This is a genomic window from Streptomyces sp. NPDC006872 (assembly GCF_040635845.1).
Lineage (GTDB): Bacteria > Actinomycetota > Actinomycetes > Streptomycetales > Streptomycetaceae > Streptomyces.
Genome location: NZ_JBEYIL010000015.1, coordinates 245,390 through 260,707, shown reverse-complemented (window position 1 = coordinate 260,707; position 15,318 = coordinate 245,390). Strand labels below are relative to the sequence as shown.

Annotated in this window: 13 protein-coding genes and 1 pseudogene; 7 read left to right on the top strand and 7 right to left on the bottom strand. The window is 73.2% G+C overall.

The window, feature by feature from the left end:
* The first annotated feature begins 276 nt into the window (after positions 1 to 276).
* Positions 277 to 2,184, top strand: a complete 1,908-nt coding sequence (locus ABZ725_RS37105; protein ID WP_358806796.1) for an FUSC family protein — start codon at positions 277 to 279, stop codon at positions 2,182 to 2,184.
* On the opposite strand, the gene ABZ725_RS37100 is transcribed toward ABZ725_RS37105, so the two are convergent.
* Positions 2,181 to 3,125 (bottom strand): endonuclease/exonuclease/phosphatase family protein, encoded by a 945-nt coding sequence (locus ABZ725_RS37100; RefSeq protein ID WP_358806795.1) that lies wholly within the window; start codon positions 3,123 to 3,125, stop codon positions 2,181 to 2,183. The genes ABZ725_RS37105 and ABZ725_RS37100 overlap by 4 nt on opposite strands.
* Before the next feature lie 123 nt (positions 3,126 to 3,248).
* Between ABZ725_RS37100 and ABZ725_RS37095 the strand changes: the two genes are divergently transcribed.
* A complete protein-coding gene (locus tag ABZ725_RS37095) occupies positions 3,249 to 4,628 on the top strand; it encodes an amidohydrolase (RefSeq protein ID WP_358806794.1) in 1,380 nt (459 codons plus the stop codon).
* Positions 4,629 to 4,914: 286 nt separating this feature from the next.
* Positions 4,915 to 5,091 carry a hypothetical protein gene (locus ABZ725_RS37090; RefSeq protein ID WP_351915818.1) on the top strand — a complete coding sequence of 59 codons (177 nt, stop codon included), beginning with the start codon at positions 4,915 to 4,917 and terminating at the stop codon, positions 5,089 to 5,091.
* 45 nt (positions 5,092 to 5,136) lie between these two features.
* On the opposite strand, the gene ABZ725_RS37085 is transcribed toward ABZ725_RS37090, so the two are convergent.
* The 3 genes and pseudogenes from ABZ725_RS37085 to ABZ725_RS37075 all read right to left on the bottom strand — a co-directional run.
* Complete coding sequence (locus tag ABZ725_RS37085) at positions 5,137 to 7,026, bottom strand: ABC transporter ATP-binding protein (RefSeq protein WP_358806816.1); 1,890 nt, start codon at positions 7,024 to 7,026, stop codon at positions 5,137 to 5,139.
* Positions 7,027 to 7,305: 279 nt separating this feature from the next.
* The gene (locus tag ABZ725_RS37080) at positions 7,306 to 7,758 is read right to left on the bottom strand and encodes a hypothetical protein (protein ID WP_358806793.1); all 453 of its coding nucleotides are present in this window, start codon (positions 7,756 to 7,758) and stop codon (positions 7,306 to 7,308) included.
* Positions 7,759 to 8,006: 248 nt separating this feature from the next.
* Positions 8,007 to 8,678 (bottom strand): annotated as a pseudogene (locus tag ABZ725_RS37075) (ATP-binding protein); the annotation flags it as partial.
* A 267-nt stretch (positions 8,679 to 8,945) separates the two neighbouring features.
* On the opposite strand from ABZ725_RS37075, the gene ABZ725_RS37070 reads away from it, so the two are divergent.
* From ABZ725_RS37070 to ABZ725_RS37060, 3 genes are all read left to right on the top strand, one after another.
* Positions 8,946 to 9,806 (top strand): helix-turn-helix transcriptional regulator, encoded by an 861-nt coding sequence (locus ABZ725_RS37070; RefSeq protein ID WP_351915814.1) that lies wholly within the window; start codon positions 8,946 to 8,948, stop codon positions 9,804 to 9,806.
* The gene (locus ABZ725_RS37065; protein WP_358806792.1) at positions 9,807 to 10,082 is read left to right on the top strand and encodes a DUF397 domain-containing protein; all 276 of its coding nucleotides are present in this window, start codon (positions 9,807 to 9,809) and stop codon (positions 10,080 to 10,082) included.
* Between the two features lie 86 nt (positions 10,083 to 10,168).
* The gene (locus tag ABZ725_RS37060; protein WP_358806791.1) at positions 10,169 to 10,981 is read left to right on the top strand and encodes an SAM-dependent methyltransferase; all 813 of its coding nucleotides are present in this window, start codon (positions 10,169 to 10,171) and stop codon (positions 10,979 to 10,981) included.
* Between the two features lie 170 nt (positions 10,982 to 11,151).
* Here ABZ725_RS37060 and ABZ725_RS37055 read toward each other — a convergent pair whose 3' ends face one another.
* On the bottom strand, positions 11,152 to 12,612 hold the full coding sequence (locus ABZ725_RS37055) for a PLP-dependent aminotransferase family protein (protein ID WP_358806790.1): 1,461 nt from the start codon (positions 12,610 to 12,612) through the stop codon (positions 11,152 to 11,154).
* Positions 12,613 to 12,659: 47 nt separating this feature from the next.
* Here ABZ725_RS37055 and ABZ725_RS37050 point away from each other — a divergent pair, with 47 nt between their 5' ends.
* Positions 12,660 to 13,160, top strand: coding sequence for a carboxymuconolactone decarboxylase family protein (locus ABZ725_RS37050; protein WP_358806789.1), 501 nt, complete (start codon positions 12,660 to 12,662; stop codon positions 13,158 to 13,160).
* Between the two features lie 71 nt (positions 13,161 to 13,231).
* Here the strand turns inward: ABZ725_RS37050 and ABZ725_RS37045 are convergent, their stop codons facing one another.
* Both ABZ725_RS37045 and ABZ725_RS37040 read right to left on the bottom strand, forming a co-directional pair.
* Positions 13,232 to 14,719 (bottom strand): glutamate synthase subunit beta, encoded by a 1,488-nt coding sequence (locus tag ABZ725_RS37045; RefSeq protein ID WP_358806788.1) that lies wholly within the window; start codon positions 14,717 to 14,719, stop codon positions 13,232 to 13,234.
* Positions 14,720 to 14,823: 104 nt separating this feature from the next.
* The gene (locus ABZ725_RS37040; protein ID WP_358806787.1) at positions 14,824 to 15,303 is read right to left on the bottom strand and encodes an anthrone oxygenase family protein; all 480 of its coding nucleotides are present in this window, start codon (positions 15,301 to 15,303) and stop codon (positions 14,824 to 14,826) included.
* Positions 15,304 to 15,318 lie beyond the last annotated feature (15 nt).

Here is a 15,318-nt window from a genome sequence, read left to right as displayed (position 1 = left end):
CTGACCTGGGTCCTCAAGTGGGCCGGTGTGCGACATGGGCGGCTCTTCAGGGGCCGGGGGCAGGCTACGCCCCCGGTCCCGCTCCCGTTTCCGGGGCCGCGAACGGAATTGCGTTCATAAAGAACGCGGGTTTCGGGCGAAGCGTCACCTCGCCGAAACGCAAGCGCCCCCCTCTCTCCAGGATCTCCCCCTACGGTGGACACTGCAGCTCATCGCTGACCGCCCCGGCCGTCGTCGCCCGAAGGCACACCCCGCCCTCGTCACGACAGGAGCTTCGTGTCCCCGCGCCCGCACATTCCCGCTCGCGCATTCACCACCCTGCCGCCCTGGCTCGCCCACGCCCTGCGCGCCCAGCGCGGGCCCGTCCCCTGGAGTGCGGTCACCCGCGGGGCGCTGGCGGCCGGACCCCTCCTGCTGGCCGCCGTCCTCGTCGATCGCACCGGCCTCGGGGTCGTCGCGGCCATCGCCGCCATGCTCGCCGGGATCAACGACCGGCCCGGCAGCCGACGGGCCTCCGTCCGGCGGCTCGGCGCGCCGGCGCTCGCGGGAGCGGGCGGACTGCTCGTCGGGACGTACGCCGGGGACCAGATCGGGGCCGTCGCGCTGACGGCCGTCCTCACCGGCCTCGGGCTTCTCGCCGGCGGGATGAGCGCCCTCGGGCCGGTAGCCTCCGGCGCGGGCACGCAGTTGCTGGTCGGCGCGGCGATCGGGGCCGGGATGCCGGTGCCGGAATCGGGCTGGACCCGTGCTCTCGCCTTCCTCGCCGGGGCCGGGTGGCTGGTCGCGCTGCGGCTCGCGCTGCCCACGCCCGGCGCGATGACCGGCGACTTCCGGTTCGACGGGGAACGAGACGCGGTGGCCCGCGTGTACGACGCGGTCGCGGAGCTGCTCGACGCCTCCGGAACCGAGGCCGCCACGGCCCGCCGCGCCGCGCTCACCGCCGCCCTAGACCACGCCCAGGACGCCCTCGCCGGGCCCCGGCTACGGCGCCACGCCAGCTCCTCGGCCGAACGGCGGCTGCACGCCCAGTACGCCGCCGCGCTGCCCCTCGCGGAGGCCGCGACCGCGCTCGCCTGGGCCGGGGAGCCCGTCGCCGAGCGGGCCTGCGCCGGGCCCCGCCGGCTCGCCGCCGCCGTCCGCGAGAACACGCACACCGGGCCGCTGCCCGCGCCCTCCCGGTCCGCTCCCGCGCTGCGCGCCCTGGACGACGCCCTGCTGCACGCCGCCGACGCCTTCGACCAGGGCGGCGGGGGCGACCTGCACACCCGCCGGCGCAGCGCCCGCGATCTGCTGCGCACCGCGTTCGGGGCCGGCGGGCGCGAGTACGGGCTCCGGGTCGCGCTCTCCTTCGGCGCCAGTGTCGCCGTCGCCCAGGCCCTGCACCACTCCCACTGGTACGGACAGCACACGCACTGGTACTGGCTGCCCGCCACCGCCGTGTTCCTGGTCAAGCCCGACCTGGGGCCGCTGGTGTCCCGGGTGCTGTGCCGGGCCGCGGGGACCGTGCTCGGGGCGCTGCTCTTCGCCGGCTTCGCCGCCGTGCTGCCCCGGCCGGAGGGGCTCGTGGCGCTGGTCGCCCTCTGCGGTGCGCTGATACCGGTCTCCACCCGGCACTTCGCCGCCCAGACCGCCGTCGTCACCGTGCTCGTACTGTCCCTGGTGATGGTCGGCGGCGAGCCCCAGGCCTCCGTCAGCCGGATCGTGGAGACCCTGCTGGCCTGCGCGATCGTGCTGATCTTCGGACATCTGCCGATGCCGGGGGAGCGGGGCGGACACGTCCGCGCCCGGCTCGCCGCCGCCGAGGGCGCCGCGCACGCCTACCTCACCCATGTCCTCGACGGCCCCGACGACCGCGCCGCCCGCTGGACCCTGCGCCGCGAGGCCTACCGCACGCTCGCCGAGGCCCGTGCCGCCAGCGCCCTCGCCGCCCACGAACTGCCCGCCCTCGCCCGGCATTCGGAGGGCACGGACGAGGTCGCCGCCGTCCTGGAACGGCTCGTCGACACGACCACCGCCTGCGCCGTCCACCTCGACGACACCGGCCGGCTCACCTCCCGGCACCGGCAGCGGCTCGCCGAACTCCTCGACGAACTCGCCGCAGGGCGGGAACGGGTGGGACTGCCGACATCACTGCCCACTCTGTCGGTCGCCGTCCACGCCCACGCCGTACGGCAGGCCCGTTAACCGATCCGCACCCACACCGGCGCGTGGTCCGACCCCGGCTCGTTCCGGCGGGGCGCCGGGCTCGCGCCCACCGACGGAAGCCGCAGCTCCGCCTCCGTCCCCGTGCCCGCCGCCGTCAGCCGGTGGACCAGGCGGTGGCTGGTCAGGATGTGGTCGATCAGCTCGCGGCGGCCGGAGTTGACGCGCGAGTAGCGCCGGTCGGCGGGGATCAGCGGGGCCACGTCCCACAGACGGGCCGCGTCCCCCTTGTCGGGCGCCTCGAACCCGGGCGTGCCGATCTCCGAGCCGGGCGGGCCGAGCAGGATCTGCGTGGTCGCCGCCTGCACCTCGTCGTTCAGATCGCCCAGCACCGCCACGTCCCGCTCCCGGCCGTCGCCGGCCAGGAGGTCGTCGGCGAGCGCGCGCAGCGCCGTCGCCTCGGCGGCCCGCCGATACAGGGCGTAGGCGCCGTAGCGGGCCCGTTCGCCCTCGTCGTGCGGGAAGAAACGATCCCCCGGGTAGGACAGCAACTTCGACTTGAGATGGGCCACCGCGACGCGCAGCGGCCCGGCCTCCGTCGTCGTCCCCACCGCCAGGAGGCCGCGGCCCGTCGCGGCCGAGGTCGCCCCGGAGTCGTCGCTCTGCACGGGGAGCAGTCCCGTCGGGTACGCGCGCGTGTCGGCCAGCACCTCCAGCGGCGTGCGGCTGATCACCCCGACCCGGATGCCGCGGCCGTCGGGGTGCGCGGACAGCGCGGTGTGCCAGGTGCCGCCCACCGTCTCCAGCAGGTCCGCCAGCGCCTCCGGCTCCCCGACCTCCTGCACGCCGAGCAGGCCCGGGTCGAGCGCGGTGACGACGGCGGCGAGCGCGGCGAGCTTCGTCTCGTACGCGGCCTTGTCCTTGGGGCCGAACGGGCTGCCGTGCCGGTACAGGTTCTCGAGGTTCCAGGTGCCGAGGAGCATGCCGGGCTCCCTCCAGGAGGCGTCGTGGCCAGGGTGCCCGGCCGCCGGGAGAAGGCGACAGGTTCGGGACGAGATGCGGGCCACGGCTCACGCCTGGGCATGACACCGCCGTACGTTGACGCGATGACGCCTTCTCCGACGCCCGCCCCGGGTCCGGCCCGTGGCGCGGACCTCGTCATCACCGGCTGCACCGTCCTCACCCACGACCAGGACGAACGCGTCGTGTTCCGGGAGGACGCCGCGATCGTCGTCCGCGACGGTGTCGTGGACGACGTTACGAGCACCGCCGAGGCGGCCGGGCTCGCCGCCGGTGAGCGCATCGACGCGCGCGGGCAGGTCGCGATGCCCGGCCTGGTCAACTGCCATACGCACGCCCCGATGGTGGCCCTGCGCGGTCTCGCTGAGGACCTGCCCACCGAGGAGTGGTTCAACGACGTCGTCTGGCCCGTGGAGTCCAACCTCACCGAGCAGGACGTCGAGTCGGGCGCGCGGTTGGCGTGCGCGGAGATGATCCGCGGCGGCGTCACCTGCTTCGCCGACCACTACTTCGCCATGGACGCGGTCGCCGCGGTCGTCGCCGAGTGCGGGATGCGCGCGCACCTGGGGCAGGCCTACTTCTCCTCCCAGGGCGACCGGGGCCGCGAGGAGTCGCTGGAGTTCGCGCTGCGGCACCGCGGCGGCGCCGGCGGCCGCATCACCACCGCCCTCGCCCCGCACGCCCCCTACACCGTGACCGACGCCGACCTCGCCGCCACCGCCGAACTAGCCCGCGCACACGGCCTGCCCGTGCACCTGCACGCGTCCGAGAACCGCGACCAGGCCGACACCAGCCTCGCCCGGCACGGCGTCACCCCCATCGAGGTGCTGGAGCGCACCGGCGTCCTCGACACGGACGTCCTCATCGCGCACGGCACCGGCATCCTGGAGCGCGACCTGCCCGTCCTCGCACGCGCGCGTGGCCGTACGGCCGTGGCGAGCGCGCCCCGCGGCTACCTCAAGTTCGGCTGGCCCACCACCACCCCCGTCCGCGCCCTGCGCGAGATCGGCGTACCCGTCGGACTCGCCACCGACGGGGCCGCCTCCAACAACTCCCTCGACGTGTGGGAGGCGATGGCGCTCACCGCGCTGATCCAGAAGTCGACCACCGGCGACCCGCGCTGGCTGACCTCCCGGCAGGCCCTGCACCACGCCACGCTCCAGAGTGCACAGGCCGTCGGACTCGCCGACCAGGTGGGCTCCATCGCGCCCGGGCGACGCGCCGACATCGTCCTCGTGGACCTCACCGGACCGCACACCCAGCCCGTCCACGACCTCGCCGCGACCCTGGTGCACAGCGCCCGCTCCGGCGATGTGCGCACCACGATCGTGGACGGACGGATCCTGATGCGCGACCGCGAGCTGCTGACGATCGACGTGCCGGAGGTCGTCGAGGCGCTCGGGCGGCGGATGCCCGCGCTCCTCGACCGCAGCCACGGCCGCCGCATCCAGGACTACGACACATAGCCGGACCCGCAGACCAGGTTCCGGAGATCGTCTCGCGCGCAGTGGCGCGCGGCCTCGACGGGCTGGGCGTCGAGCCTCGGGGCGCCCGCGGGCCGTGCACGCCTGCGGTATCACGACAAGTACGAGTTCTGACACGGAGGGTGCCCGAGATGTTCGTAAGGTAACCGGATTCTCACACTCTGCGTTGAACCCGTGTCAACTACGTCTCAGTCCCGCAACTGGGCGAGGCGTACGGCCTCCGAGGAGCGTTAACTCCTACAAGTACGACGCTTATCGGAGGTGCGAGATGGTGAACGGGCGAACCGTGCTCCAGCGCTTTCCCGCAGGCGGGCCGCGTGGTTCGTGGCCCGCGGAGGAATTCGCCCACGCGCGGCGCATGGAGGGGCTGCCCGCCGAGGTCGTCATGGACCTGGCCACGGACACGTTCCTGGTGGTCGTCCGGGGCGGCGACGCCACGCAGTGACGCCATGCGGTGAAAAGCCACGCAGTGAAGCCATGCGGTGAACCGTCAGCCCGCCTGTGACGGGGCGGGCACGGACACCGGCACCGGCACCGGTGCCTGCGCGGTGAACTGCTCGGCCTGCAGCGCGTACAGCTCGGAGTAGACGCCGCCGCCCGCCAACAGCTCGTCCGGGGTCCCGGACTCCACCAGCCGGCCCTGGTCCAGGACGTGCACCAGGTCCGCGTGCCGGACCGACGCCAGCCGATGGGTGATCAGAACCACCGTCTGGCCGCTGTCCGCCAGCGCGCGGATCTTCTCGAAGACCTCCAGCTCGGCCCGGGCGTCCAGCGCCGCCGTCGGCTCGTCCACGATCAGGATCCGTCCGCGCCGGTAGGCCGCGCGCGCGATGCCGAGGCGCTGCCACTGGCCGCCGGACAGCTCGTGACCGCCGCTGAAGTGCCGGGCGAGCAGGGTGTCCAGACCGCGCGGCAGGTCCGCGACCACCTCCTCGGCGCCCGCCTCGGCGATCGAGGCGGCCAGCCGTTCCTCGGTGAGCGGTGCGCCGGACCGGCCGATGGCGATGTTGACCCGGGCCGTGAACGGCCACCGCTTGAAGTCCTGCGCCACCATCGCGACGCGCTCGGCCAGTTGGCTCCGGTCCGCGTCCGCCGCGTCCACGTCGTCCCACAGGATCCGCCCCCGGTCCGGCTTGTACAGCCCGGCCAGCAGCTTCACCAGGGTCGTCTTGCCGGACCCGTTCTCGCCGACGAGCGCGATGATCCGGCCGAGCGGGAGGGAGAGCGTGACGTCGTCGAGGGCCGGCCGCGTCGACTCGCCCGGATAGCCGAACGTGACGTTCTCGAAGCGGATCTCGCGCGGATCCTCCGGAAGCGCCGCACCGCCCACCGGGATCGCCCGTTCGGCCGCCTCGACGTAGAGCCGCTGCAGGTCGCCCACGAACAGGGCTTCCTCGTGCAGCTGGTTGACCTCCAGGACAAGGGTGTTCAGGCTCGCCGAGCCGCTGCGGATCGCGATGACGGCCGTGCCCGCCACGGCCAGCGCCATCGTCCCGCTGAGCAGCAGCCCGCCGAGCGTGGTGTACGTCGCCAGCGTCGCCAGGCCCGTCCAGGTCGCCGCGAACAGGCCGGTGCGGGCCGCCAGCCGGGCCAGCCGGGCCTGTTCCGCCTCCGCCGTCTCCGACATGGCGCGGAAGTGCCGCAGCAGGAAGGGGCCGACCCCGTGGACGCGGATCTCGGGCGCCGCCGCCGGTTCGGTGAGGAGACTGGCGATCAGGTGTCCCGCGCGCGCGTGCTGCACCCAGGTGTGGAAGGACTCGTAGCGGCGCCGGGCGTTCGTCAGGGCGCTCCAGGCGGACGGCAGCGTCATCGTCACCAGCAGCGGCAGCAGGAGCGGATGCAGCACGGTCAGTACGCCGGCCGCCGCGGCCAGCGAGATCATCGCGTTCACCACGCGTGCGCCGTAGCTGATCATCCGGCGGGCGGACGACGCGCCGTACTGGGCGGTGTCCAGCAGCTTGTGGAAGGCGTGATCCTCGATCGCGGCGAGCTCGACCGCGGCCGCCCGCTCCAGGTACAGCTCGGTGGCCACCCGCTCCGCCTTGGGCTCGAGCCGCCCGGTGGCGTACGTCGACGCGGCCCGCAGCAGCGCCCCGATCAGCAGGACGGCGCCCATCACGGCCAGCGCGGGGGCGGCACCGCGCAGCCGGTCCTCGATCGGGCCGTCGTCGATCAGCCGGCCCAGCACGGTGTTCGTCGCGAGCAGTGCGATCGCCTGGGCCACGCCCCGGGCGATCTCGGCGGACAGCACGACGCGAGCGGCTCTCGGGTCGGCCTGCCGGGCGAGGCGGAGGCTGGCGGCGAGCAGGGACGGCAGCCGGGTCACCATGGCGCGGAAGTTCAGCTCCAGGAAGGCGTCCCGGTGCTGGTTCCAGCCCATGTCGTAGCGGAGCGGGCCGCCGAAGAGCAGCCGTTCCGACTCCGACACGTCACGTTCGTCGGGACCTTGTGGTTTCCGTGCCTTCGCCGCCTTGCCCGTCTTGTCCGCGCTGTCCGTCTGCCGTGCCTGCCCCACCGTCAGCCTCCCGGTCGCGATCGTGGACGACGGCCACTATCGCGGGACGAGACGCGTGCGGGCAGGGCGCAGGAAGGGAGAGCCGGGGCGCGCGGGCGTGCGCCGGGGACGCCGCCGCGGCCGCCTCGCGAAGGGCGGGCGGGATCAGGCGCTGATCGGCCGTGACCAGGTGGGCGTCGTGCCCGTGAGGCGGCACAGCGCCAGGTAGAGGGGGATCGGCGGGGTGTACGGAAGCGTGCCGTCCGGTCGGTGGATGAGGCCGGGGACGTGCGGGGAGTCCGGGAGGATCGCGCCTGTGGCGTAGCGCGCGGGGGCGGGCCACTCCAGCGCGTAGTCGGAGTCGGACGGCACCAGCCACCACCAGTGCGCCTGGTCGGCGTAGACGCAGCCCATGCGCGGCAGCCGCGGCATCAGCAGCGGGCCGAGGTGGGCGGGGGCGGAGACGGCGTCACAGCCCAGCGGGGCCGTCATGCCGTCGGGCACGGCCAGTCGGCGCAGCGGTCCGGGGGTGGGGGCGGGGTCGCCGCCCGGCCCGCGCCTCAGGCGGACGAGCGTGTCGAGGGTCAGCACCGGTGCGGGACCGGGCCTGGCCCTCATATGCGTCCCCGCTCGCGACCGTGCTCGAACGGCAGGGGGGCGGCGGAGCGCCCGGGCGTCCATCCGGGGCGGCCCTCGCGCCCGTCGGGGCCGTGGTGCCAGTCGGGCCCGTCGTGGTCGGGAGCACGGTGCCACTGGGGCGCCACCCGGGGGGACAGACCGCCGGGTATGGAGGTGGATCGGGATATGGATCCGGGGGCGGGGTGCGGCCGGGGCACGGTCGGCGCGCGGTGGCGCTGCTCGGCGTGCTCGTCCTCGTCGCCCGGGCCGTCGGACGGTCCCGGCTTCGGCGGGGCGCCCCAGCCGAGGTCGTCGCGAGGCGCCGCGGGGTCGAGGTGCGGCCCGGCGCGGTCGTCGTCGGAGTCGTCGAACGCGTCGAGGAACTCGCCGAGATCGGCGTGGTGCGGTTCGACGGGGGCGGGCAGGGCGGCCGCCTGGCGGGGCAGGTCGGCCCAGACCAGCAGGCCGGGCCCGTGCTCCTGGGCGCCCCAGGCCTGACAGAGGGCCTCGACGAGGAGCAGTCCCCTCCCGTGCTCCTCCTCGGGACGCTGTGGGGAGGGGTGCGGCTCACCCGGCGCGCAACCCTCGTCGCGCACGGCTATGCGGACCAGGTCGCCGCCGTCGTGCAACTCGCAGACGACGACGTCGCTCGCGGTGTGCACGATCGCGTTGGTGACCAGCTCGGATACGACCAGGACGGCGGTGTCGCAGGTGTCCTCGCAGACCGACCAGCCGATCAGCCGGGCCCTCGTCAGGCGTCTGGCCTGGGCGGGGGAACCCGGATGGGCGGCCAGTTCGAATCGGAACCGGCGCTCGGCAGCGGCCTGGTCGGGGCCTGCTCCCGCGCTGGCACCGAGACCCTGGGGGCGGCCTGCGGCGGCGTCTGTTCCTAAGGGCGCGGACGGAATCACGCTTGCCACTATCGCCCCGCCGTGAACACTTGGCAAGTGTCACTCTGAAAAATGCAGAGTGCTGTGTGACGCGGTGGGGGGCCGTGGCACACTGCTCGCAACAGCACGCAGGACGGCGCCAATTGGGATCACCGAAGATCCGTACGCATCCGTACAGATCTTCGAGTCGGTCTTCGAGCGGCGCCGTAGGGCTGTCGGGATTCTTTTCGTGACCGGCCGGGTCGGGGCGCGCGCAAGCCCCCGCGCGGCCGGCCGGGCTCTTCGTGGAGGTGGAGCGTGAGCGAACCGCGGTCCGCGCCGACGGTCGGACAGGTCGTCCTCGGTCGGCGCCTGCTGGACCTGCGGGAACGCGCCGGGCTCAAACGCGAGGAAGCCGCCCGCATCCTGCGCGTCGCGCCCGCCACCGTCCGCCGTATGGAGATGGCCGAGGTCAGTCTCAAGATCCCGTACCTCCAGCTGCTGCTGAAGGCCTACGGGATCACCGACGACGAGGCCGAGGGCTTCGTCCAGCTGGCCGAGGAGGCCAACAAGCCGGGCTGGTGGCAGCGGTTCCACGACGTGCTGCCCGGCTGGTTCTCCATGCACGTCAGCCTCGAGGGCGCCGCCGCCCTGATCCGCCAGTACGAGCCGCACTTCGTCCCCGGACTGCTTCAGACCGTGGACTACGCGCGCGGTGTCCTGAAGTCCGGCGCCATCGGCCAGACCCGGCCGGAGGACATCGAGCGCCTCGTCGACCTGCGCATACAACGCCAGGATCTGCTCACTCGTCACGATGCGCCCCGGTTGTGGGTCGTCATGGACGAGACGGTGCTGCGCCGCCCGGTGGGCGGCCCGGAGGTGATGCGAGCGCAGATCGACAAACTGCTCGAGGCCGCGAAGCTGCCCAATGTGACGCTGCAGATCGCCCCGTTCGAGAACGGGCCGCATCCGGGCACGTACGGGCCCTTCGTGCTGTTCCGATTCGCCATGCCGGAGCTTCCGGACATGGTCTACAGCGAGTACCTGACCGGCGCCGTGTACCTCGACGCCCGCACCGAGGTGGCGACCCACCTCGAGGTCATGGACCGCATGGCGGCGCAGGCCGCTACAGCACATCGCACGAAGGAGATCCTCCGGGGTCTCCGCAAGGAGTTGTGAATGAATCACATCAAGACCCAGTCCAGGCCGCGGATCCGCGCTCAGCGGATCTACAACGGCATGCCGGCCCGGGAACTGGGCAGCGAGGGCTGGCACAAGCCGTGGAGCGGCGGCAACGGAGGCAACTGCCTGGAAGCGATGAAGCTCGCCGACGGCCGGATCGCCGTCCGGCAGTCCACCGACCCGGACGGACCGGCGCTGATCTACACCACCGACGAGATGACGGCCTTCATCCAGGGAGCCAAGGCGGGGGAGGCCGACTTCCTGCTGTCCTGACCGGATCTGTCCTTTGTTTTTTGGTACTGACGTTGTTCTGGTACTGACTTGATCATTAATCGCGTCACATGTTTACGGAGTGCCTCATGACCGGGCAGGACCCCGCCGACGCCGTCGAGATCGACACCAGCAAGCCCCATCCCGCACGTATGTACGACTGGTATCTCGGAGGCAAGGACAACTATCCCGTCGACGAAGCGATGGGCCGGCAGATGCTCGCCCTCGACCCACGAGTGCCGGTGATGGCACGAGTCAACCGTGCCTTCATGCACCGCTCCACCCGCTGGCTGGCCGAGAACGGCGTCCGGCAGTTCCTGGACATCGGCACGGGCATCCCGACCGAGCCCAACCTGCACCAGGTCGCCCAGCAGATCGCGCCCGACGCCCGGGTGGTCTACTGCGACAACGATCCGATCGTCCTGGCCCACGCGGCCGCCCTGCTGCGCAGCACGCCAGAGGGGGTCACGGAGTACCTGCAGGCGGACGTCCGCGACCCGGCGGCCATCGTCGAGGGGGCCAGGAAGATCCTGGACCTCAGTCGGCCGGTGGCCCTGTCGCTGGTCGCGCTGCTGCACTTCGTGTCCGACGACGACGGCGCGCACGAGCTGGTGAGCCGGCTGCTCGCCGAACTCCCCTCCGGCAGCTACCTGATGATGACCCACGCCACCGCGGACTTCTCCCCGGAGGAGTCCGCGGCGGCCACGGAGAAGCTCAAGGCGGCGGGCGTCACCCTCGCCCTGCGCTCCCGCGAGGAGTTCGCCCGCTTCTTCGCCGGGCTCGACCTGGTCGAACCCGGCGTCGCGGTGGTGCCCGAGTGGCACCCCGAACTCGGCGAACCGGTGCCGGGGCAGGACGACGGCGTCATCCCGGGCTACGGGGCGGTGGCCCGCAAGCCCTGAGTCCGGCTACCGGCTGCACCCGGGACCGCATGCGCCGTGGGGCGTCCACCGGACGCCTCACGGCGATCACCGTGAGCGGCGGCTGCCCGGCCTCGCTCGGCGCGGGCCGCGCGGGGGTCGTGCGGGGGTCTGAGGGGGTGGTCGGCCCTGCGTCGACGGCCCGGGGAGCCTCATCCGGAGGCAGGACCCTGCCGGGTGTCCGGCGGCGGCAGCACCTGGCACAGCGCGTCCAGGGCCGCCGCGTACGCGTGCTCCGGCGGAGTCGCGTAACCGACGACGAGTCCGTCCTCCGTCGGCATGTCCGTCGCCCTGTCCGTCGCCGGGTGCCGGAAGGCGGCCAGGCCGTCCAGGGCGACGCCCTGCCAGGCGGCCGCCTTGAGCGCGGCCCGCTCCGTGCCGGACGGCAGCCGCAGCACCGCGTGGAGCCCCGCCGCGACCCCGGTGACCTCGACGTGCGGAGCCTGTGCGGCGAGCGCCTCGACCAGCCGGTCCCGGCGCCCGCGGTAACGCTGCCGCATGCGCCGTACATGACGGTCGTACGCCCCGGACCCGATGAGGTCGGCCAGGCTCAGCTGGTCCAGGACGCTCGCCCAGGCCTCCCGCTCGCCCTTGGCCGCCAGGACGCCGTCCACGTACCGCTCGGGCAGCACCATCCACCCCAGCCGCAGCGCGGGCGACAGGCTCTTGCTGACCGAGCCGATGTAGATCACCCGCTCGGGGTCGAGCCCCTGAAGCGCGCCGACGGGCTTGCGGTCGTAGCGGAACTCCCCGTCGTAGTCGTCCTCGACGATCACACCGCCACGCGCGCGTGCCCAGTCGATCACGGCGGCCCGGCGGCTCGCGTGCAGCGGCCCGCCCGTCGGGAACTGGTGCGCGGGCGTCAGCAGCACCGCCCGCTCGCGGACCAACCGCTCCACGCGGGCCCCGTCCGCGTCCAGGGGCAGCGGAACCGTCCGCACGCCCGCCGCCGTCAGCAGTTCCCGGTGGAAGTCCAGCCCGTACGCCTCCACGGCCAGCGGACCGCGCAGCACCCCGCCGCCGGCCGGGCCGAACAGCAGGCGCAGCCCGTGCGCGAACCCGGAGCAGACCACGATCCGCTCCGGCTCGGTGCGCACGCCACGCGCGCGTGCCAGGTACTCGGTCAGGGCCTCGCGCAGCTCCCGGCGCCCGGCGGGATCGCCGGGCCCGAACACCTCGTTGGGCGCCTGCTGCAACGCCCGCCGGTAGGAGGCCAGCCAGGCCGCGCGGGGGAACGCCGACGCGTCCGGGGTGCCCTGCCGAAGGTCGTGCCGGGGGCCACGCGCGCGTAGCGGCGTTCTTCCGGGCGTCCGCTCGGTGCGGCGCAGCGGCTCGGCGCGGTCGGCGACCCGCGTGCCCGAGCCCTGGCGGGCGGTCAGCCAGCCCTCCGCGACGAGCTCGGCGTACGCGTCGGCCACCGTGTTGCGGGCGACGCCCAGGTCGGCGGCGAGCGAACGGTACGGCGGCAGCCGGGTCCCCGGCGCGAGCCGCCCACTGCGCACGGCCTCGCGCAACGCCCCGATGAGCGCGGCTCGACGCCCTCCCGGACCGGCCAGCTCCAGGTGCAGGTCGGCACCGATCCGCTCAGCGGAATTGACCCATGAATCCACCATGAAAATGCACCCTACAGCGGGTCTTTTCGGCTCGTAGGTTGGTGGACATGACGACGAACACGTACACGAACGCCGGCGCCGACACCACGAGCACCCGGATGCCTCGCCTCGACTTCGGGAAGGCCGCCCCCAAGGCGTTCCGCGCCCTGATCGGCTTCGACGCCGCCGCCCGCCAGGGCCTCGACCCGGCCCTCGTCGAACTGATCCAGATCCGCGCCTCCCACCTCAACCACTGCGCGTACTGCCTGCACATGCACACGAACGACGCCCGCAAGGCCGGCGAGAGCGAGGACCGGCTGCACATGGTCGCCGTCTGGCGCGAGGCCCGCCACTTCTTCACCGAGCGGGAACAGGCGGCCCTGGCCCTGACGGAGGCGGTCACACGGGTGGCCGACGGAGGCGTCCCGGACGACGTCTACGCCGAGGCCGCCGCCCGGTTCGACGAACAGGAGCTGGCCCAGGTGCTGGCCCTGATCTGCACGATCAACACCTGGAACCGGGTGGCCCTGGCGACGGCGAAGACGGCCGGGACGGACGAGCGCCGCTGAGCCGTCCGCCCCTGAGCCGTCCGCCCTGCGCGTCCTGGTGCCGGTGCCGGTTGCCCGAGCCCGTGCAGGTCCTAGACGCCCATCGGTCGGTCGTACGGGCCGATGGGCGTCGGCAGCCGTGAACTTCCCGTGAGGCGACGGTCGACGGCCGCCGCCACCGCCCGCCCCTCCGCGATGGCCCACACGATCAGCGACTGCCCGCGCGCCGCGTCCCCCGCGGCGAAGACGCCGGGGACGTTCGTCGCGAAGTCGGCGTCCCGCGCGATCGTGCCGCGCGGCTCCAGCGTCAGCCCGAGCTGCTCGACGAGCCCGTCCTCCCGGTCCGGCCCGGAGAAGCCGAGGGCGAGCAGCACGAGGTCGGCGGGGAGCGCCCGCGCGGTGCCCTCCACCGGCCGCCGTCGCGCGTCGACCTCGACGAGGTGCAGCGCCCGTACGTGCCCGGTGTCGTCGCCGGTGAAGCGGAGCGTGGACGCGGCGAAGAGGCGTGCGTCCGCGTCCGCCGCTGGCGCGGACTGAAGATCGCGCGCCTCCTCGTGCGCCGCCGAGAGCCGGTAGATCTTCGGATACGTCGGCCAGGGATCGCTGTCCTCGTCGCGCTCCACGCCGGGCTGCGCGTAGATGTCCAACTGGGTCACGGACGCGGCGCCCTCGCGCACCGCCGTGCCCAGACAGTCGGCACCGGTGTCGCCGCCGCCGACGATCACGACGTGCTTTCCGGCGGCGGACATCGGGGACTTCGCCAGGTCCCCCTCGCACACCCGGTTGGCCAGCGGCAGATACTCCATCGCCTGCTGGATACCGGTCAACTCCCGCCCCGGAACGTGCAGTTCCCGCCACTCGGTCGCCCCGGTGGCGATCACCACGGCGTCGTAGCGCGTCCGTAGATCCGCGGCCATCACATCCCGCCCGATGGTCGTCGACGTACGGAACCTCGTGCCCTCCGCCCGCATCTGCTCGATCCGGCGCTCCAGATGGCGCTTCTCCATCTTGAACTCGGGGATCCCGTACCGCATCAGCCCGCCGACCCGGTCGTCCTTCTCGTAGACCGCGACCGTGTGCCCGGCCCGGGTCAGCTGCTGTGCCGCGGCCAGCCCGGTGGGCCCGGAACCGATCACCGCCACCGTCTTCCCGGACAACCGGTCCGGCGGCCGCGGCGGCGTGAGACCGTCGGCCCAGGCCCGGTCGGCTATGGCCACCTCGACGTTCTTGATGGTGACAGCGGGCTGGTTGATGGCGAGGACACACCCGGCCTCGCAGGGCGCCGGACACAACCGGCCGGTGAACTCGGGGAAGTTGTTCGTCGCGTGCAGCCGGTCGCTCGCCGCCCGCCAGTCCTCCCGCGACACCAGGTCGTTCCACTCGGGGATCAGATTGCCGAGCGGACAGGCCTCGTGGCAGAACGGTACGCCGCAGTCCATGCACCGGTCGGCCTGTCTGCTGATCAGGGGCAGCAGCGCCCCCGGGACGTACACCTCGTCCCAGTCCCGGACCCGCTCCTCGACCGGCCGGCGGGGCCAGTCCTGGCGGGGTGTGGTCATGAATCCCTTGGGATCGGCCATGGGCGTGTTCCTCGCCTACGCGTACAACAGGCCGAGCGTCATCGGGCGGCACTCTTTCGGCCACGATACGTCCCGTCGGCCACCCCCGCAGAGCCGAAGCGGTGTCAGACCATCGCCAGCATGTACACGACCGCCGAGGCCGTGCAGGCGACCGCGCGCACATGGTTCCACCTCGTCCACCCACGCACATAGGCCGGCCAGTACGTGACGGCCTCCGGCGTGCCCGGATCCAGCTTCATCAACGCCTCGTTGCGCGGCACGTTCGCCATCACGGTCACGCCGAACGAGCCGCACAGGTACAGCCCGCTGCCCAGCAGCAGGTGAACCGTCCCGTGGTCCGGCCACAGCACGAACGTCACCACGGCGATCACCGTGCACACCGCCGCCGAGCCGAGGAACAGCACCATGAACGCCGGCGTCATCGCCGAGGAGTTGATCGCGTTCATCGCCGCGACGCCCTGCGCCGGCGGCAGCGCGGCGAGCCCTCGCATCACCAGGACCGAGAAGGCGCAGAAGACCCCGGCCATCACAGCGGTCACCACAGCGCCCAGGACGGCGAGCACCAGATACGGTCCATCGATCATGACAACGTCAACTCC

Bases quoted from the DNA above. Each gene is read 5' to 3' on its own strand.
- ABZ725_RS37100 (WP_358806795.1), bottom strand. From the start codon at position 3,125: ATGCTCCTCGGCACCTGGAACCTCGAGAACCTGTACCGGCACGGCAGC.
- ABZ725_RS37095 (WP_358806794.1), top strand. From the start codon at position 3,249: ATGACGCCTTCTCCGACGCCCGCCCCGGGTCCGGCCCGTGGCGCGGAC.
- ABZ725_RS37090 (WP_351915818.1), top strand. From the start codon at position 4,915: ATGGTGAACGGGCGAACCGTGCTCCAGCGCTTTCCCGCAGGCGGGCCG.
- ABZ725_RS37085 (WP_358806816.1), bottom strand. From the start codon at position 7,026: ATGGGCTGGAACCAGCACCGGGACGCCTTCCTGGAGCTGAACTTCCGC.
- ABZ725_RS37080 (WP_358806793.1), bottom strand. From the start codon at position 7,758: ATGAGGGCCAGGCCCGGTCCCGCACCGGTGCTGACCCTCGACACGCTC.
- ABZ725_RS37065 (WP_358806792.1), top strand. From the start codon at position 9,807: ATGAATCACATCAAGACCCAGTCCAGGCCGCGGATCCGCGCTCAGCGG.
- ABZ725_RS37060 (WP_358806791.1), top strand. From the start codon at position 10,169: ATGACCGGGCAGGACCCCGCCGACGCCGTCGAGATCGACACCAGCAAG.
- ABZ725_RS37055 (WP_358806790.1), bottom strand. From the start codon at position 12,612: ATGGTGGATTCATGGGTCAATTCCGCTGAGCGGATCGGTGCCGACCTG.
- ABZ725_RS37050 (WP_358806789.1), top strand. From the start codon at position 12,660: ATGACGACGAACACGTACACGAACGCCGGCGCCGACACCACGAGCACC.
- ABZ725_RS37045 (WP_358806788.1), bottom strand. From the start codon at position 14,719: ATGGCCGATCCCAAGGGATTCATGACCACACCCCGCCAGGACTGGCCC.
- ABZ725_RS37040 (WP_358806787.1), bottom strand. From the start codon at position 15,303: ATGATCGATGGACCGTATCTGGTGCTCGCCGTCCTGGGCGCTGTGGTG.